The sequence below is a fragment of the Massilia sp. LMS1-1-1.1 genome, from assembly GCF_040815535.1.
Taxonomy (GTDB): Bacteria; Pseudomonadota; Gammaproteobacteria; order Burkholderiales; family Burkholderiaceae_D; genus Janthinobacterium; species Janthinobacterium aestuarii.
Genome location: NZ_JBFPNG010000001.1, coordinates 44,285 through 61,880, shown reverse-complemented (window position 1 = coordinate 61,880; position 17,596 = coordinate 44,285). Strand labels below are relative to the sequence as shown.

At 61.2% G+C, this 17,596-nt stretch carries 20 protein-coding genes; 8 read left to right on the top strand and 12 right to left on the bottom strand.

Features of this window, described 5'->3' with window-relative positions; genetic code table 11:
- Positions 1–23 precede the first annotated feature (23 nt).
- The 4 genes from MRBLMS1_RS00325 to MRBLMS1_RS00310 form a co-directional block, all read right to left on the bottom strand.
- On the bottom strand, positions 24–659 hold the full coding sequence (locus MRBLMS1_RS00325; RefSeq protein ID WP_485877048.1) for a hypothetical protein: 636 nt from the start codon (positions 657–659) through the stop codon (positions 24–26).
- A 104-nt stretch (positions 660–763) separates the two neighbouring features.
- Positions 764–1,096, bottom strand: coding sequence for a hypothetical protein (locus MRBLMS1_RS00320; protein ID WP_485877046.1), 333 nt, complete (start codon positions 1,094–1,096; stop codon positions 764–766).
- 25 nt (positions 1,097–1,121) lie between these two features.
- Positions 1,122–1,796, bottom strand: a complete 675-nt coding sequence (locus MRBLMS1_RS00315; protein WP_485877044.1) for a hypothetical protein — start codon at positions 1,794–1,796, stop codon at positions 1,122–1,124.
- A 97-nt stretch (positions 1,797–1,893) separates the two neighbouring features.
- A complete protein-coding gene (locus tag MRBLMS1_RS00310) occupies positions 1,894–3,567 on the bottom strand; it encodes a DUF6138 family protein (RefSeq protein WP_485877043.1) in 1,674 nt (557 codons plus the stop codon).
- A 122-nt stretch (positions 3,568–3,689) separates the two neighbouring features.
- Between MRBLMS1_RS00310 and MRBLMS1_RS00305 the strand changes: the two genes are divergently transcribed.
- Positions 3,690–4,073, top strand: a complete 384-nt coding sequence (locus tag MRBLMS1_RS00305; protein WP_485877041.1) for a DUF1488 family protein — start codon at positions 3,690–3,692, stop codon at positions 4,071–4,073.
- A gap of 306 nt (positions 4,074–4,379) precedes the next feature.
- Positions 4,380–5,072: a DUF3334 family protein gene (locus tag MRBLMS1_RS00300; protein ID WP_034756036.1), complete on the top strand. Its 693-nt coding sequence runs from the start codon at positions 4,380–4,382 to the stop codon at positions 5,070–5,072.
- Positions 5,073–5,141: 69 nt separating this feature from the next.
- On the opposite strand, the gene MRBLMS1_RS00295 is transcribed toward MRBLMS1_RS00300, so the two are convergent.
- From MRBLMS1_RS00295 to MRBLMS1_RS00285, 3 genes are read right to left on the bottom strand one after another with little or no spacing between them, the layout of a single operon-like run.
- A complete protein-coding gene (locus MRBLMS1_RS00295; RefSeq protein WP_485877039.1) occupies positions 5,142–5,588 on the bottom strand; it encodes a GNAT family N-acetyltransferase in 447 nt (148 codons plus the stop codon).
- A 48-nt stretch (positions 5,589–5,636) separates the two neighbouring features.
- Positions 5,637–6,308 (bottom strand): hypothetical protein, encoded by a 672-nt coding sequence (locus MRBLMS1_RS00290; RefSeq protein ID WP_485877037.1) that lies wholly within the window; start codon positions 6,306–6,308, stop codon positions 5,637–5,639.
- A 12-nt stretch (positions 6,309–6,320) separates the two neighbouring features.
- Positions 6,321–6,869, bottom strand: a complete 549-nt coding sequence (locus MRBLMS1_RS00285; protein ID WP_485877035.1) for a DUF2939 domain-containing protein — start codon at positions 6,867–6,869, stop codon at positions 6,321–6,323.
- Between the two features lie 210 nt (positions 6,870–7,079).
- Between MRBLMS1_RS00285 and MRBLMS1_RS00280 the strand changes: the two genes are divergently transcribed.
- The 4 genes from MRBLMS1_RS00280 to MRBLMS1_RS00265 all read left to right on the top strand — a co-directional run bounded on the left by MRBLMS1_RS00280 (position 7,080) and on the right by MRBLMS1_RS00265 (position 11,644).
- Positions 7,080–8,678, top strand: coding sequence for an ABC-F family ATPase (locus MRBLMS1_RS00280; protein WP_034756044.1), 1,599 nt, complete (start codon positions 7,080–7,082; stop codon positions 8,676–8,678).
- 211 nt (positions 8,679–8,889) lie between these two features.
- Complete coding sequence (gene nadA / locus MRBLMS1_RS00275; protein WP_034756048.1) at positions 8,890–10,023, top strand: quinolinate synthase NadA; 1,134 nt, start codon at positions 8,890–8,892, stop codon at positions 10,021–10,023.
- A complete protein-coding gene (gene nadC / locus MRBLMS1_RS00270; RefSeq protein ID WP_485877033.1) occupies positions 10,020–10,886 on the top strand; it encodes a carboxylating nicotinate-nucleotide diphosphorylase in 867 nt (288 codons plus the stop codon). The genes nadA and nadC overlap by 4 nt, the downstream gene beginning before the upstream one ends.
- A complete protein-coding gene (locus MRBLMS1_RS00265; protein WP_485877032.1) occupies positions 10,886–11,644 on the top strand; it encodes a substrate-binding periplasmic protein in 759 nt (252 codons plus the stop codon). Before nadC ends, MRBLMS1_RS00265 begins: the two co-directional genes overlap by 1 nt.
- Before the next feature lie 50 nt (positions 11,645–11,694).
- On the opposite strand, the gene ypfJ is transcribed toward MRBLMS1_RS00265, so the two are convergent.
- Positions 11,695–12,585 (bottom strand): KPN_02809 family neutral zinc metallopeptidase, encoded by an 891-nt coding sequence (gene ypfJ / locus MRBLMS1_RS00260; RefSeq protein ID WP_485877030.1) that lies wholly within the window; start codon positions 12,583–12,585, stop codon positions 11,695–11,697.
- 153 nt (positions 12,586–12,738) lie between these two features.
- Between ypfJ and MRBLMS1_RS00255 the strand changes: the two genes are divergently transcribed.
- Entirely contained in the window at positions 12,739–13,632 is an 894-nt protein-coding gene (locus MRBLMS1_RS00255) for a GNAT family N-acetyltransferase (protein ID WP_485877028.1), read from the top strand.
- Positions 13,633–13,641: 9 nt separating this feature from the next.
- On the opposite strand, the gene MRBLMS1_RS00250 is transcribed toward MRBLMS1_RS00255, so the two are convergent.
- Positions 13,642–14,340, bottom strand: coding sequence for a DAPG hydrolase family protein (locus MRBLMS1_RS00250; RefSeq protein ID WP_485877026.1), 699 nt, complete (start codon positions 14,338–14,340; stop codon positions 13,642–13,644).
- 107 nt (positions 14,341–14,447) lie between these two features.
- On the opposite strand from MRBLMS1_RS00250, the gene MRBLMS1_RS00245 reads away from it, so the two are divergent.
- A complete protein-coding gene (locus tag MRBLMS1_RS00245) occupies positions 14,448–15,122 on the top strand; it encodes a TetR/AcrR family transcriptional regulator (RefSeq protein ID WP_485877024.1) in 675 nt (224 codons plus the stop codon).
- Here MRBLMS1_RS00245 and MRBLMS1_RS00240 read toward each other — a convergent pair.
- From MRBLMS1_RS00240 to MRBLMS1_RS00230, 3 genes are all read right to left on the bottom strand, one after another.
- Entirely contained in the window at positions 15,085–15,765 is a 681-nt protein-coding gene (locus tag MRBLMS1_RS00240) for a DNA alkylation repair protein (protein WP_485877022.1), read from the bottom strand. The genes MRBLMS1_RS00245 and MRBLMS1_RS00240 overlap by 38 nt on opposite strands.
- Positions 15,766–15,831: 66 nt before the next feature.
- Positions 15,832–16,608, bottom strand: a complete 777-nt coding sequence (locus tag MRBLMS1_RS00235; protein WP_034756072.1) for a peptidylprolyl isomerase — start codon at positions 16,606–16,608, stop codon at positions 15,832–15,834.
- 111 nt (positions 16,609–16,719) lie between these two features.
- The gene (locus MRBLMS1_RS00230; protein WP_034756076.1) at positions 16,720–17,499 is read right to left on the bottom strand and encodes a peptidylprolyl isomerase; all 780 of its coding nucleotides are present in this window, start codon (positions 17,497–17,499) and stop codon (positions 16,720–16,722) included.
- Between the last annotated feature and the right edge of the window lie 97 nt (positions 17,500–17,596).

The following is a 17,596-nucleotide window of genomic DNA, read 5'->3' as shown; positions in this document are numbered from 1 at the left end:
TCTATCTTATCTTTGATGCAGCATTATTTGATCGTCAAGAGTTGCCGCTCGCGCACGATACCGGCCTTGTCGACCGTGTAGGCGACCAGTAGCGCGCCATCCTCGGCGCAGGCATGGCAAGTGATCAGGGGCGTGGAAAACAGCAGGCGCTGGCCGCCATCGCTGGTGGCCGTGCTGCCGAGGAAATCGGCGGGCGCAAACGGGACGGAGTCCGGATGGGCGGCGGCAAATGCGCGCCAGGCCGGTGTGGCGCGGTCTTCCTCGCGCACGGAACCTTCGTCGACGTCGATGGCCGCGCCATCGCTGCCGATCAGCAAGGTGCCTTCGTTCATGTTGGCGCGGAATGGATAGGTGACGGTAGCCAGGGCCGCCTTGCCCAGCGGGCGCCAGGCCGAGATGAAGCCGGCCTTGTCCGCCTTCACCAGCATCCTGGCGGCGGCGATGGCTTGCGGGTGCGCGCCGCTGCGCTGCATGGTGCGCAGCAGGCAGACGTCGGGCGCCGTCGGCGATTGTTCGCTGCGGCAAGCCGACAGCGAGCGTTCCTGCCAGACGGCGCGCGCGTCGATGGGGCCGATAGCTTGGGCATGGGCCGCCTGCATGGCGGCCAGGCCGGAGAAAGCAAGGGCGCTCAATACGCGGCGGGAAAATCGTGTGGGCATGGACGTCTTTCAATAGCGGAAACAGGAGAGCTTCCGATTATAGAAGGGGGCTGGCGTGCTTGCGCGCACGGGATGGTCTTGCCGGCGGCCGGCTTGCGCCTCGATCAGCGCTTTTTTGCCGCCGCCTGACGCAAAGCCTTCGCTTCCTGCTTGTTGGGGATATGCGGGCGCGTGGCCAGCTCGGCCTTGACGGCGGCGATGGCGGCGCCAAACATCTGTTCGGCCTGCTCGACGCTGGCGCCCGCATAGTGCTGCTGGTTGGACTGGGCGGCGCGCAGCCGGCGCAGCAGCGCCAGCAATTGCTTGCCGTGCAGGGCGTGCAGGTCTTGCGCCAGCACTTGCGCGCCCAGCGTGACCTCCACATGCTCGGGGGCAAGCATGCGCAGCAAGGCCAGGCCTGCGGGCTGGGCGACCGGGGTCAGTTTGGGCTTGTCCATCGGCAGTTTAGAACTCCGTAAAGGATTACAGGTATTCCCAGATTTCATCGAAGGTTTCGCGCGCGAAATCGTTGCGCCACGCTTCCGAGTTCTTTTCGCGGCTGACGGCAAACACGGCGCGCCACGTCTGCTTTGGCGAGCTCGTGTAGGTTGCGGCGATCTTTTGCAGTCCGTCCTTGCATTGCTCGACCTTGCAGCCGCTCTTCGCCAGTTGCTGGGCGGCGGTCGCCCATGCCACCGGCACCTTGACGACCTGGCATTCGAAGCTGACGGCAGCCGTCTGCATGCCGTTTTGCACCGTCACCGGGTCCGCCTTGGTGGCCTGGCACGCGGCGCCATTCTTGGCGACGATGACATTGGCGGCCAGCAGTTCGGCGGCCGGCGTGACGGCTGCGCGCATGTCGGCGGGGAACAGGTCGGCGATCAGCTTGCCCGTTTGCGTTGGAAACTGGGCGTCTGCTTCCTTCAGGGCGCTGTACGACGCATACTCGGCGCTTTGCTGGCCCGCCAGACGGGTAGGGCGCAGGTAGGCGTTGAGCTTGGCGACGCTGGCTTCATCCTGGTTGATGATGGTCTTGATGTACAGGTCGGCGACGGCCAGCGGCGCCAGCTCTGCGGCGTCGGCGGCGATGGCGGGCTGCATCAGTGCGGCGGCGAAGGTGGCGGCCAGCAGTCTGGCGGCAGGGAATGGCTTGCGCATGTATTTTCTCCACGATTCAATGTCAGGTGCCAAAAGATGCTCCATAGCAACTCTGGCGCGCGCATTATAGATGGTGAAAGTCATAACGTTGCACACTTCACGTGTCAGCCTTGCTGGCCGCTGCAAGCAGGGCCAGCAGCAGCTCCTTGCGCCGGCCTTGCGCCTTGCGCGCCAGGGCAGCCAGTTTTTCCAGCTTGCCCCAGACGGGATACAGCATGTGCTCGACCAGATAGCCGTCCAGCCCTTGCAGTTGCTGGCAGAACAGTTCCAGTTTCTCGACATCCTCCAGTTCCGCCTGGATCTTGACCTTTGCGTTATCCGTGCACGCGCGCAGGCACGCCGCCAGTACGGGAGCGGAGTCGCGCGTGACGCCATGTTGTTCGGCGAAGGCCGCCGTGAACTGGTCTTGCACGGACTGGTGTTCCTCGTCGATATTCTTCATGTAATGCTGCACCAGCGGGAAATAGCGGGCATCGAGCAAGCCCAGCCCAAACACGGCGTAACTGCCTGGCATGCAATTCTTTTCGCCTTCCGTGTCGGCATAGAATTCGAATTGCTCGATGGCCGCCTGTGCATACGCTTCCAGCTGCGGCTGCAAGGACGCATGGGCGAGGGCGTTGGCAAAGAAGCGATGCGTATCGGATTTCGCCAGTCCCTTGATCGGCAAATATGTCTTGACCTTGGATTTGAGCTTGATCTGGTAGCTTTTCGGGAAGCCGGCTTGCAGCAAATGCGTGATGAAGGCCAGCGCCTGCGCATACGCTCCTTCCTCTTCCTGTGTGATGGTGATGCTGATCGTGGCAAACACATCGTTGGCGCGGCATTCCAGCAGCGCGTTTTTCACGTGGATGTCGGCATCGGGGAAAGTGCCGCTGCCTTCCTTGAGCATGCGCACGGCCCGTTCGCTGCCCAGTTCGCGCGCGATTTCCAGGAATTTGAGGCCTGTCGATTTGGCGTAGCTCGGTTCGTGCCGCAGTATCATGACGGCGCCATACAACAGCAGGTCAATCGGCGCCAGCGCCTGCGCGTCTGGCGCCGCGCCCGCCTTCAAGCTGTATTCCGCGCTGCGGTAGCTTGACTGCTGCACATCATAGAACTGCGGCAGAAATTGCTTTTCCGCCCAGGCCGACACGGCCTGGATGATATCGCCGCGATGTTCGGCCAACGCCTGCGGGCGTGATTTGTTCAGCTGCTCGATGCGTTCGAATTGCACCAGCGTCCAGCCGATATCAGGTTGCGGAAACAGCTGGGGATCGAGCAGATGGCGGGTCAGGAAGAAGGTTTCCAGCTTTTTCGTCGGCCGCTTGCCGTGTTCAAGTTTTTGCGTGACGTAGCTGTGTATGCGCTCGAGCAGGGTCTTGCGCTTGCCTTCGTTGACGTAGTCGAGCAGGTTCAGGTGCAGCATGCCCTGTGCCGTCTGGAATTTGCCGCGAAAGCTGAAGCGGTAGTCGATCAGGGGCGTGTCCGCCAGTGTTTCCAGCCTCGCTAGCACCATGGCAACCAGTTGGGGCGCGATGATGTCGCGCACGACGGCTTCATCAAGGCGCGATGGCGTCCTTCTTGGTGCGAAATCCTCGGCATCGGCCAGCTGGAAATCGTCGGCCATGCTGCGTCCGGGTTTGTAGTCGAGCAATAACTCGTTGAAGATGCCCATTTGTAAGGTGGTGCGATTCACGGCGCTTTCCAGGTCGGTGCGCTTCAGGCGCTCTACAAACCACTCTTCTACGGCTGCCATCATTTCCCCCGTTGCCTGCTCTAACAGTGTGCTCATTGACTTCCTTGCATTGTGGGCGACCGTGCCATCGCTTGCCGTCACGATCATGTTTGATATAAAACACTATTTTAGGTGTCATGCCTGGCTGCAACAAGGGCCACACACGAGCGACTACTGGTATGCACTTATGTTCGGTGGCAGACGGTAGCTTGCGCACCTTGCCGCTATTCTCGGCGTATTCCCAGCGGGAAATGGCGCCGAGCTTGCGCCATTGCCGCGACAACCTTGCCAGGAGCCGCACGGCCATGCCCTATGAAATTCTCCGCGACAGCATCGCGCTCGAGCAGGCGGGAGACGCGATCCGCTTCCATTTGTCCGTTTTCGGCGCGGAAAAGACGTGCCGCATCACCGTTACGGCATTGCACAGCCTGGACCAGGGGCAGGGCGGCGACTTGCTGGCCATCTTCGACACCCACCGTCTGCGCATCGGCCAGCGTGCCTTCTCCTGCCTGAGCCGCGATCTGCTGGTCAGCGGCGTGGTCTTGCGCGCACTTGATTTCTAGTCACTTTTTCCTGCGCCCATGCCCATGGCCTGGCCAGGTATGGTATTTCCGCACAGATCGTCAAGTAAATGCAGGTATGGCTGGACGGAAATGTTACATCTCGGTATTCTGCGCATCTGATACTTATTTCTATACAGAAAAAGTTACGAGGGTGGTTCGGGCCGGCGGCGACGCGGCGCGCGCTGCCAAGCAAGGTCAGACATGCAAAGGTGAAGTCGTCCGCTTGCTGAGCGAAACGGTCGTGTTTCGGCTCGCGGCGGGCAGGGAACAGTGCTGTCATCTTTAAAATAGTAGGAGAGGTTGCTCATGGATGCAGAAAAGGATGTTGTGTACGGTACAGAAGATTTGTTGATGAGTTTGTGCAACTCGGTGGTTCGGGTGCTCAACGTTGCAACGCAAAGCAAGGTCAATTATTCGGGCATGGTGCAGCGCATCACCAAGACGGGCCTGAAGCCGGACATCGGCTGCTTCGTGATGTTCGATGGCGGTTTCACGGGCCTGGTCGTGCTCAATTTTGCCGCCGATACGGCGATGGAAATCTACGAGCGCTACATGTTGCACATGGGTATGCCGAAGTCGGAGCTGGCCAGCTTCTACACGTCGGACGAAGTGTCGAACATCATGGGCGAGCTGATGAACCAGATCGTGGGCGACTTCACGGGCAAGGTACGCCGCGAGCTGCAAACGAACATCACCCAGAGCCAGCCGAAGATGCTGGTGCTGAACAAGCAGGTGATGCTCAGCGTCGACACGCCGCTGGACCGCCCGGAAATGCGTCGCGTCACTTTCTACACGGAAAAGAACAATATTTTCTACCTGGAACTGGCGATCGACCGTACCGAGTTCATCAAGCTGCACGATTTCGATTCGCGCGAAGTCGATGCCGACTCGCTGATGGATGGCGAATTCGCGAACCGCGAACGGAACGCCGCCCCCGCACCTGCGGCGGAACCGGAAGACGACGACAACGCCGACCTGCTCAAGTCGCTGGGCATGTAAGCAGCGCTTGTTGACCGTGGTTGACAGTGGCTGGCGGCAGCTTTGCAGCCAGCCACTGCTGTTTACAGCCTACAAGGTCTTGCTCATGAACACCCGGCTCGTGCCTTCGGGGCTGCAGGCGATGTCGCCAAAGCGGCGCCAGCCGCGGCGCTCGTAAAATTCGGGCGCCTGGAAACTGATGGTGTACAGCACCGCCGAGGCGCAGCCGCGCCGGCGCCCTTCCTCTTCGAACTGCGCCAGTATCTGGCTGCCCAGGCCCAGTCCCCGCAAGGCGGCGGGCAAGTAAAACAAATCGAGAAACAGCAGGCCCAGCGAGGTCCGGCCCATGGCGCCGCCCAGCACCCGCTGGCTGTCGCGGTCGCGCACGACCACGCTCAATACCTGCCTGTCCTGGTATCCCGTGATCGCATCGTTGTAGGCGTTCAAGCCCTCGAGGATGGCTTGCTCGACCTCCGCGTCGATCGTGGCGCTGACGCAGATGGTGTAGGGTAATTCGATGTGCGGGTGTGCAGGCATACTGGGCAGGATAATAGTGAATAACTGTACAAATATACAGTATTTTATCTATTTACGCCCGTCTTGTTGCGGCAACGTCAATGTTTCCATGCGGCGCTTGCCGACCATGCCGCCTTGCTGGCTGTCGTCGAGCGACCAGTACTCGAGCGCATACGCATAGTTGCCATCGATGATGGTCAGCGTTTCCTTCTGGCGGCCGTTGGACGCCTTGTAATACAGGCGCCGCGCGGGCCGGCCATCCACCGTCTGGTTGAACGATTGCGGTGAAAGACTGGCGCGCTTGCCCGCCTTGCCCGCCATCGACATCGCCGTGATGGTCACGTAGGCCCGGTCCGGGCAGCGGGCCAGCAGGTGGGCACCGCTGAGGACGTTGGGCTGCGTTGGATCGAGCGGGAAGCCGAACGGTTGCACACCGATGATATCCTGGCAGCCCATCTGTTGCGCCAAGGTGCTCAGCACGGCCGGACCGAGCGCGCTCGTATAGTGTTTTTCAGCGGCCTGCGCCTGACCCAGCGCCAGGCGGCGCTCCAGTTCGGCCAGCGAGATGTCGCTGGGCACGGGCAGCGGCGCGGGCGCGTCGGGGTCGGCGGCCTTCGACGTTTCCGCTTGCATGCGCGAGGCGACAGAGTGGCTGCTCCCGGCTGTGCCATCGAGGGCATGGGCGAGTGGCGTGGCGCTGGCAAGGGCGATTGCCAGCGATAAAGCTGGGTGTTTCAGCATGAAATGTCCTGGTTAACGTGCGGCCATCGCCGACGCAATCTCGATCGAACTCAGTTTCCAGCCCCACACGCCATGGCGCAGCAAGACCAGCGCACCTTCCTGTGCATTACCATCCTTCGCGCGCACGACGAAGGTGTTCAAGCCGGCATAGCCTGCCGAATACCCGGCCTTTTTCTGCGCGCCGTCGGCGGGTGCATCCGCGTTCGTATTCGCATCCGCCTGCGGGCTGACGGCGCTCTTGTTGACCAGCGCGACGACGCCGGCAGGCGAGACCATGGTGTCGACCATCTTGCCCAGCATGGCGCTGGCGATCGACTGGCCCAAGGCGGCCAGCGGGTTGTCGCTGCCGGCGGTCGCTGCGATGCTGCGCGCCATGCCGGTCTCCAGTTGCGTCTTGACGCTGGCGCGCAGGGCGGGGAAGTCCACGTGTTCGGCCAGGGCTTCGGCGTTGCGCTCAGCCAGCGCAGCCTTGATCTGGTGCAAGGCGTAATACGGCGAGGCATAGGCGGTGGCGGCGATGGCAACGACGGCCACGGCCGCGGCAATGGTGATTTTTTTCAAGTGAAGCCTGTGAGGTGGAGGGTGGAAAATGGATGGCACGCAGCGTATCTGCTAAATGGAAATACGGCAATCATATTTTCTTGCCATTATTTCTCCGCATGCACTCGGAGCGCCCTCGGCGGACCACTATAGAGTGATGAGGGTGGGTGCTGTATAATGGGAGAAAAGTATTTAACTAGCTGTTTTAACTGAATAAAGACCCAATATCACATGCTATCTACAGCAAATATTACGATGCAGTTTGGCGCCAAGCCATTGTTTGAGAATATCTCCGTCAAGTTCGGCGACGGCAACCGCTATGGTTTGATCGGCGCGAACGGCTGCGGCAAGTCGACGTTCATGAAGATCCTGGGCGGCGACCTGGACCCGTCGGGCGGCAACGTCATGCTCGATACCAACGAACGCCTGGGCAAGCTGCGCCAGGATCAGTTCGCATTTGAAGACATGCGCGTCCTTGACGTCGTCATGATGGGCCACACGGAAATGTGGGCCGCCATCCAGCAGCGCGACGCGATCTACGCGAACCCGGAAGCGACGGACGACGACTACATGCAGGCGGCCGAGCTGGAAGGCAAAGTGTCCGAATACGACGGCTACACGGCCGAATCGCGCGCCGGCGAGCTGCTGCTGGGCGCCGGTGTCGCCATCGACCTGCACCAAGGCCCGATGAGCAATGTGTCGCCAGGCTGGAAGCTGCGCGTGCTGCTGGCGCAGGCGCTGTTCTCGAACCCGGACATCCTGCTGCTCGACGAGCCGACGAATAACCTGGACATCAACACGATTCGCTGGCTGGAAGACGTGCTCAACGAGCGCAACTCCACCATGATCATCATTTCCCATGATCGCCACTTCCTGAACCAGGTCTGCACCCACGTGGCCGATATGGACTACGGCACCCTGAAGATTTATCCAGGTAACTACGACGAATACATGTTCGCCTCGACCCAGGCGCGCAACCAGCAGCTGGCCAACAATGCGAAAGCGAAAGACAAGGTTGCCGAGCTGCAGGAATTCGTCCGCCGCTTCGCCGCAAACAAGTCGAAGGCCCGCCAGGCGACGTCGCGCGCCAAGCAGATTGAAAAGATCAAGGTCGACGACATCAAGCCATCGTCGCGCGCCTATCCGTTCGTGCGTTTCGACGGCGAAAAGAAATTGCACCGCCTGGCCGTGGAAGTCGAGAACATCTCGAAAGGTTTCGACCGCCAGTTGTTCAAGAACTTTTCCATCATGGTGGAAGCGGGCGAACGCATCGCCATCATCGGTGCCAACGGCGCCGGCAAGACCACCATGCTGCGCTGCATCGCGGGCGATATCGCCGGCCTGCAGCCTGACCAGGGCCGCGTGAAGTGGGCGGAAAACGCCAACGTCGGCTACATGCCGCAAGATCCGACGGAAGATTTCGCCAAGGATACGAACCTGACCGACTGGATCGGCCAGTGGACGAAAGAGGGCGACGACGACCAGGCCGTGCGTTCCATCCTGGGCCGCTTGCTGTTCGGTGGCGACGATGTCAAGAAGGCCGTCAAGGTGTTGTCCGGTGGTGAAAAAGGCCGCATGATGTACGGCAAGCTGATGCTGGGCCGCCACAACGTGCTGATGCTCGATGAGCCGACCAACCACATGGACATGGAATCGATCGAGTCCCTGAACATCGCGCTGGAAAAATACGCGGGCACCCTGATCTTCGTGTCGCATGACCGCGAATTCGTTTCTTCGCTGGCCAACCGCATCATCGAGATCAAGGAAGATGAAGTGGTCGATTACCGCGGCAACTATGAGGATTACCTCAAGAGCCAGGGTATTGATTAATTTTTAGGGTAACGTTGTGTCGGATTACGCGCTGTGCGCTAATCCGACCTACGTCAGGGTGAGTTGGTCGCGTAGGTCGGATTAGCGCAGCGTAATCCGACATTACAACGTCATCCGCCTGCACCACACCGACGCGCCGCGGTTCATTCGTTCCGGCGCACCTGCTTTATTGCAATCGCGCCGGTCTATCCCGTTTTTGTTTGACACAGCCATGCAAACTTTAGCCATCAAATCCGTCGAGTACGAACATCCACAAGACGGAGCCAGCTGCACTGCCCATGCCTGGGCACGCACGCCAGCGACGCCGTCCCCGGCCGAGAAAGCCGAACTGATCACGCGCATCAAGCGCCTGCTGATCGAGCGCGAAGCCGTGCTCGTTGCCCACTATTACGTTGATGCTGACCTGCAAGACCTGGCAGAAGCCACGGGCGGCTGCGTCTCCGATTCCCTGGAAATGGCCCGCTTCGGGCGCGACCATCCGGCCAAGACCCTCGTCGTGGCCGGCGTGCGTTTCATGGGTGAAACGGCAAAGATTCTCAGTCCCGAGAAAACGGTATTAATGCCCGACCTCGACGCGACCTGCTCGCTCGACCTCGGCTGTCCGGTCGATGAATTCACGGCCTTCTGCGACGCCCATCCAGACCGCACGGTGGTGGTGTACGCCAACACCAGCGCCGCCGTCAAGGCGCGCGCGGACTGGATGGTGACGTCGTCCATCGGCCTCGACATCGTTGCCCACCTGCATGCGCAGGGCAAGAAAATCCTGTGGGCACCCGACAAGCACCTGGGTTCCTACATCCAGAAGCAGACGGGCGCCGACATGCTGCTGTGGCAGGGTAGTTGCCTCGTGCATGACGAATTCAAGGGCATCGAACTCGATCTGCTCAAGGAAGAATATCCGCAAGCCAAGGTGCTCGTGCACCCGGAGTCGCCTGCGAACGTGGTGGCGCTGGCTGACATGGTGGGTTCCACGTCACAAATGATTGCGGCAGCGCAAACCATGGACACGGATACTTTCATTGTCGCCACTGACAACGGCATCCTGCACAAGATGCGCGCGGCTGCACCGGGCAAACGTTTCATCGAAGCGCCCACGGCCGGCAACAGCGCCACGTGCAAGAGCTGCGCGCATTGCCCGTGGATGGCCATGAACGGTTTGCTGAACCTGGCGCAAACGCTGGAAAACATGCACAACGAAATCCACGTCGATCCTGCCGTCGGCCAGCTGGCCGTGCGCTCGATCAACCGCATGCTCGACTTTGCCGCCGCCAAGAAGGCGGGCCTCAAGCCGGGCGCGGACCTGGCCAAAGAAACCACATTGTTCCAAGGAATCGGTCCAGCATGAGTACTCTCGTTAATTCTTTCGCTCCTTTCGATCCGGCCCTGGCGCGCGCGTTCGAAGGCAATTTGCTGGCCGCCTTGCTGGAAGACGTGGGCCAGTGCGACCTGACGGGCGAGCTGGTGCCGCCCGACCACATCGTCACGGCGCGTGTCATCGTGCGCGAAGCGGCCGTGCTGTGCGGCGCGCCGTGGTTCGAAGGCATCATGAAAAGCCTGGACCGCAGCATCGACATCGCCTGGCATTACGCCGAAGGCGACATGATGACGGCCGACAGCGTCGTCTGCACGATTGAAGCGCCGGCGCGCGCCTTGCTCACGGCCGAGCGCAGCGCCCTCAATTTCCTGCAGCTGCTGTCCGCCGTGGCCACGGCCACGCGCCGGTATGTCGACGTGATCGCCGGCACCAAGGCGTCCATCCTCGACACGCGCAAGACCTTGCCGGGCCTGCGCCTGGCGCAAAAATATGCGGTGCGCGTCGGTGGCGGCAAGAACCAGCGCCTGGCCCTGTACGATGGCATCCTGATCAAGGAAAACCATATCGCGGCCGCGGGCGGCGTCAGCCAGGCCCTGGAAAACGCGCGCAATCTCGACGCGGGCGTGCCCGTGCAAATCGAGGTGGAAACCCTGGCGCAATTGCGCGAAGCGCTCGATGCGGGCGCCGTCTCCGTCTTGCTCGATAACTTCAGCAACGACATGATGCGCGAAGCCGTGGCCTTGACACAGGGCCGCGCCTTGCTCGAAGCGTCGGGCGGCATCAACTTCGACACCGTGCGCGCCATCGCCGAAACGGGCGTGGACCGCATCTCGATCGGCAGCCTGACCAAGGATGTGCGGGCCACCGATTACTCCTTGCGCATCGTCGGCTGATGAAAAAAGCCGGGCGGCGCCTGCTGGCCTTGGCGCTGCTGTGGCCGGCATTTGCCGCGCCCCTGCAGGCACGCGAGCTGCTCGCCGTGGGCGCGCAGTTCGAGCGCGTGTTCGAATACCAGGACAGTGGTGAATATGGCGGCCTGGGCGCGGAACTGCTGCGCCTGATCGCGGCACGCACGGGTAACACCGTGCGTTTTCGCATGGTGCCGTGGGCGCGCGCGCAAGCCATGCTGGTGCAGGGCCAGGCCGATATCCTCATCGGTCCCTACAAGACGCCCGAGCGCATAGTCAGCATGGCCTTTTCCGACAAGCCGTTTTACCAGGACCAGATGGTGTTTTATACGCGCCAGAACGCCAGCTTCAGCTGGGATGGCGATTACGCGGTGCTGAAGAACCGCAGGGTGGTGCTGCTCAATGGCTGGGTGTATGGCGCGGAATGGGAGCGCATGCGGCCCGGCTTGCAGGTCAGCGTGGCCAACAACGTGGAAAATGGCTTGAAGATGCTGGTGCACAATCACGTCGACGTGTTCGTCAGCAATCGCCGCAATACCGATCCCGTCATCGCTCGCCTTGGCTATGGGCGCCAGGTGAAACCCCTGCCCAGAATCATCGAACTGCAAAACGGCTATTTCGCCTTCCCCCGCTCGCCCACTTTCGACAAGCTGCGTGTGCAGTTCGACCAGGAGCTGAATAACCTGATCGAGACGGGCGAGCTGAAAAGACTGGGCAAGCGCTACGACGTCAGCTTGCCCTGACAGACGCATGCCGGCCCGCAGGGCGGCATGCGTCTGTCCTCGTGAATCATTTACAACTGGCGTGCCTCGAAGGTATTGCACTGGGCAATCTGGCCGCTCTCGATGCCCTTGGTAAACCAGCGTACGCGCTGCTCCGAGGTGCCGTGCGTAAACGAATCGGGCACGACATGGCCTTGCGACTGGCGCTGCAGCGCGTCGTCGCCGATGGCCGTGGCCGCTTTCAGGGCCGCTTCGACGTCGCCCTGCTCGAGGATCTTGCGGTCGGCATTCGCGTGATACGCCCATACGCCGGCAAAGCAATCGGCCTGCAACTCCAGGCGCACGGACATGGCGTTGGCCTGGCGCTCCGATTGCGTGCGACGCGCATTGTCGACCTTTTCCGACAAGCCCATCAGGTTTTGCACGTGGTGGCCCACTTCATGCGCGATCACGTACGCTTCCGCGAATTCGCCCGAGACCTTGAAACGCTGCTGCATCAGCTTAAAGAAATCGAGGTCCAGATAGACTTTCTGGTCGCCGGGGCAGTAGAAGGGCCCGCTGGCGCTCTGGCCCGTGCCGCAGGCCGTCGGGATGCTGCCCGAGAACAGCACCAGCTTGGGTTTCACATAGCTGCCGCCTTCGGCCTTGAACAGGGCGCCCCACGTGTCCTCCGTATCAGCCAGCACGGTTTTCACGAAGCGGGCCATCTCGTCCGATTCGGGCGGCTGGCGCGCCGGGGCCTGGCTTTGCTGGGTGCTGACCTGGCCGCCACCGCCGCTGAGCAGGTTGAGCAAGGTCAAGGGATTGACGCCCAGCACATACGAGCCGACGAGGGCGATGACGATGGTGCCGATGCCGATCGAGCGCCCGCCGAAACCAAAGCCGCCACCGCCGCCTCCGCCGCCATCTTCGCCACGGCGATCTTCCACATTGTCGCTTTCGCGATTGCCTTCCCATTTCATGATATTTACTCCTGCTGCGATTTGCGATTGATTGGTGACGCCTGAATATGTTTCTTGCGACGAATCTTGTTATTATCGCAGTAAACTGCGTCGCGACAGAGGTGACAATGTTACCCTTTGCAACTTTCCACCCACTCCACAACAGGTACACGCATGGCGCTTGCCAACGATACACTCATTTCGCCAACGGCGGTGGTCCAGGCGCAACTGGACGCCTACAACGCGCACGACGTGCCGGCCTTGCTGGACATCTACGCTGATGACGCACAGCAATTTCAGCATCCGGACACCTTGCTGGCGCAGGGCGGCGCGCAGATCGGCCCCCGTTTCACGGCCCGTTTCGCGGCCAGCCGGCCACGTGCGCAGTTGCTCAACCGCATCGCCTGCGGCAAGCTGGTGATCGACCATGAAATCGTCCATGGCGACATGGACGATGGCGTGTCGGCCCAGGAACTGGTGGCGACGTATGAGGTGGGGCAGGGCCGCATCAGCCGTGCCTGGTTCAGCTTTGGCGCGTTGACCAACTTGCGCGTGGCGCTGCCGGCCGATGTGCCTGCCATGAATGCGCTGATCGCCCGCTCCGGCGTGGCACTGAGCGCGGGGTTTTATACGCAGGAACAGGCCGAGGCCGTGACGCGCCACGTGTTCGGCGTCGATACGCAGCTCGTTGCCGACCGGACGTATTTCGTGATCGAACGCGATGGCGCCATGCTGGCCTGCGGCGGCTGGAGCCAGCGCGCCACCCTGTATGGCGCCGACCGCGCCAAGAGCGGGCCGGACCCGCTGCTCGATCCGGCCAACCAGCCGGGCCGCATCCGCGCCTTCTTTGTCGAACCAGGCGCCGCGCGCCAGGGTCTGGGCAGCATGCTGATGCGCCATTGCGAACGCCAGGCGCTGGCCGCCGGTTTTACCGCCCTGGAACTGGCCGCCACCTTGCCCGGCGTGCCGCTGTACCTGGCCAGCGGCTTTGCCGTGACGGAAGAGTTTCATCTGGACTTGCCCGATGACATCAAGCTGCCGCTGGCGCGCATGCACAAGCAGCTGTAAAACCATGTTTTACCAGGGCAGCGGCGCCTTTTCCCCATTGGCGTGCTCGCCGTAGTACAGCGACGGTAAAAAGCGCGACAGATAGGTAAATTCGCTGTAGCAATGGCGCAGCAAATTCAGGCCCAGCACGTCGGGCACCTCGCGCACGGGGTCCAGGCTATTGCGGCCCAGCAAGAAGCGGCTGCGCAGCACGCAACCCGTGGGCGTATCACGCGTCAAATGCAGCATTTCGCCATCGAGCGGGTCGCCGTGCGGGTCCAGTTGCACGTGCTCGCCAAAGCCGATGCGCGCGCAGATGGCAGCTGACAGGGCACCGCTATACTTGGCCCGTTGCAGTTGCGCCGGGTCAAACACGTCTTTCGGGTCATGGAACTTCAGCTTGGCTTTTACGGGCGGAATGTCGCCCAAGGATTCGACTGCCTCGATCGAGGCGCCATAGTAACTCTCCCCCTTTTTCCACGCATTGTTCCAGCCGTGATGCGCCACGTGGTCGTGCGGATGCCACCACTTGATGTGCTGCGTCGTCTCGAAAAACGTGAACCACCAGTCCAGCATGCGCCCGCTGCAGCCGTGCAACTCCGTGCGCGCCGCCACCAGCAGGCAACCGTCCTCCAGTCGCTTGATGCCCGTTTCCAGGTGCAAGGGAAACGGGTCGAGCAAGTCGCCCGTGCTGGTGATGCTCCATGGGAATTCCATATGTTTCGTCATATCGTTCTCCTTTGTTGGGGTGGGCCGATTATATATTAAAGAAACGAAGTTCGTTTCCTAAATATATTTCAGTGTAAAATTGCCCATCGATCAAGCTTGGAGCCCGCATGCAGGAAGAAGAGAGCAAGGCTGTGCGTGGACGGGGCCGTCCAGCGCGGCCACCCGAGGAAGCGCGCGAAGCGGCCGTGCAGGCGGCCACCTGGCTGTTGTTGCACGAAGGCTATGCGGCCACGACCATGGAGGCGGTGGCGCGTCACGCGGGCATGGCCAAGAAGTCGCTGTATCAATACGCGGCCAACCGCGAGGAACTGGTCGCCCTGGTGGTACGCGGCTGGACGGATGCGTTCCTGCCAGCCATGGCGCACGATGCGGCCGGGCCTGGCGAAGTGTTGCCGCTGTTAAAAGAGATATTGCAGGCGATGGCGGCGCGCGTGCTGACGGCGGATGCCGTCGGCCTGTTCCGCCTGCTATGCACGGAGTTTCCCGCGCGCGCGGGCTTGCTGGCCGTGTATCAGCGCAACGGCATCGAGCGGGGCACGGCCATGTTGGCCGACTGGCTGGGCCGCCAGGCCGCCCGCAGCCACATGACGGTCAGGAATGCCCCTGAACTGGCCGGCTTGCTGCTGGCCATGGTAATTGCCGAGCCGCTGCGGCAGATGGCGCTGGGCTTGCTGGCGCCCATGCCGGCCTGGGATGCCGGCCACCGCATCGATGCGGCGCTGCGCTTGCTCGGTGGGCAGGCGTTCACCGTGGCTGGTGCTTCAACGCCTCGCGGTAGCTGAGCGCAGACAGTTGCTGGCGGTGCTCCGTGGCAAAAGCCAGCACCTCTGCCGGCGCGTGGCGCGCGTAATCGCGCAAGGCCCAGCCGACGGCCTTGCGGATGAAAAACTCGTCTTCGTGGGCCAGCGCCAGCGCCGCGCCGAACAGCCAGGCGGCATCCGTGTGGGTGCGCCAGCCCAGCTGGTGCAGCATGGCGATGCGGCGCAGCCAGAAGTCTTCATGGCGCAGCGCGCCATCCATGTGCGCATGGCCGTCGCCGCCGCGCTGGTGTTCCGCCTGCAGCACCTCGCCGACGATGCCCGCCATGCCGTCGACGCTGTCCCACCACGCGCGCTGGCGTGCCAGGCCGAGCAGGGCGGGGATTTGCCCGATGTTCAGCTGGCGCCGGTGCAGCGCCAGCATGTCGAGCGCCACGTGCTGGTATTCGCGCTCCGGCTGCTGCCACAGCAGTTGCGCGTGCTCGAGCAAGGTCTTGGCATCGATGCCCGCCAAGCCCGCCAGCAAGTCCCTGGCGGCCAGCCGCCGTTGCGGCGCCGCCACGCCCAGAAAAATGAACTGGTCGCGCATATAGGCCTGCATGGGCGCCGCGCGGCCCGGTTCGGCAGCCGCTTCCAGCGCGGCTTTCAATTCTGCATGTAGATCCATTCCATCTCGCTTTCTTCAGGCGTAAAAAAAGCGCCCCAGGGAGCGCTTTTTCATGCCTATCCAGTATTATTGAATCTTGGCTTTCTTCATCAACTCATCGCGGTAGGCGGCGAGTTTCTTCTGTTGCAGCGACTCGGCCACTTGACCCTTGACTTCTTCCAGTGCCGGCAGCTTCGTCGGACGGGTTTCTTCCAGCTTGATCACGTGGAAACCGAATTGCGACTGCACTGGCGTTTGCGTGACCTGGCCTGGTTTCAGAGCAACCATGGCGTCGGAGAATGGCTTCACGTACGAAGCTGGGCTAGCCCAGTCCAGGTCGCCGCCATTGGCTGCGGAACCGTCTTTCGATACTTTCGCCAGTTCTTCGAACTTGGCGCCGCCTTTCAGCTTGGCGATGATGTCTTTCGCTTCCGCTTCGGTGGCAACCAGGATGTGGCGTGCATGGTATTCCTTGTCGCCCGCTTGTGCCTTGAACTTGTCGTACTCGGCCTTGATTTCAGCATCCTTGACGGGGTTCTTCTTGACGTAGTCGGCCAGCAGGGCGTTGATGATGATGCTTTGACGGGCATTGTCGATCTGCGACTTGACTTCCGGACGCGTGCCGTAGCCTTGCTTGTCGGCTTCCTGGATCAGCACTTCGCGGCCGATCAGGTCTTTTTTGATGGCTTCGCGCAATTGCGGCGAATCCGCTTGCTTGCCTTGGGCGACGACTTGCTTGACGACCTGGTCGACGCGCGACGATGGGATGGCCTTGCCATTCACGGTGGCGACGTTTTGCGCGAACGCAGGGATCGCTACAACGGCGACCAGGGCTAAGATCAGGCGGGCTGGCTTCAAAATCATGTTCATTCCTAATAAATATACTAAAAATCGATATGCGCGGCTGTCGCGCAGTGCGCATTCAGGCGCAGAATACACGACCGGCGCCGAAAAGGGCGCCGGGGAGGTCAGTTCTTACTGAACTTTCGCTTTTTTGATCATTTCTTCCTGATACGCTTGCAGTTTCTTTTGCTGCAGCGCTTCGGCGATCTGTGGCTTGACTTCTTCCAGGGTCGGCAGTTTTGCCGCGCGGGTGTCGTCCAGCTTGATCACGTGGAAACCGTTAGGCGTTTGCACCGGGGTGTCGGTGACCTGGCCTTTTTGCAGTTTCACGAAGGCGTCCGAGAACACTTTCGGGAACGACGATGGGGCTGCCCAATCCAGGTCGCCGCCGTTGTCGGCCGAACCGGTATCTTTCGATTGCTTGGCCAGGTCTTCAAACTTGGCGCCGCCTTTCAGCTTGGCGATGATGTCTTTCGCTTCCGCTTCGGTGCCGACCAGGATGTGGCGCACGTGGTATTCCTTGTCGCCGGTCTGGGCCACGAACTTGTCGTATTCAGCCTTGATTTCAGCGTCGTTGACCGGGTTCTTTTTCAGGTAGTCGCCGACCAGGGCGTTGATGACGATGGCCTGGCGTGCGTTCTCGATTTGCTGCTTGACTGCTGCATCTTTACCGAAACCTTTGTTTTCCGCTTCTTGCATCAGCACTTCACGGCCGATCAAGTCTTTCTTGATCATTTCGCGCAGTTGCGGCGAATCCGGTTGCTGGCCTTGGGCGACGACTTGCTTGACGACTGCATCAACGCGCGACGATGGGATAGGCTTGCCATTAACAACGGCAACATTTTGCGCAAAAACAGGTACCGCGACAACGGCGAGTAGTGCGATCAGCAAGCGGGCTGGCTTAAAAGTCATTATTAAATCCTGTTAGGGAAAGTTTCGTAAAAAACGCATGGAAAGAAAACGCGTGCATGGCGCTTGCGGCAAATGGCATACCAGGTTGCCCCGGTAC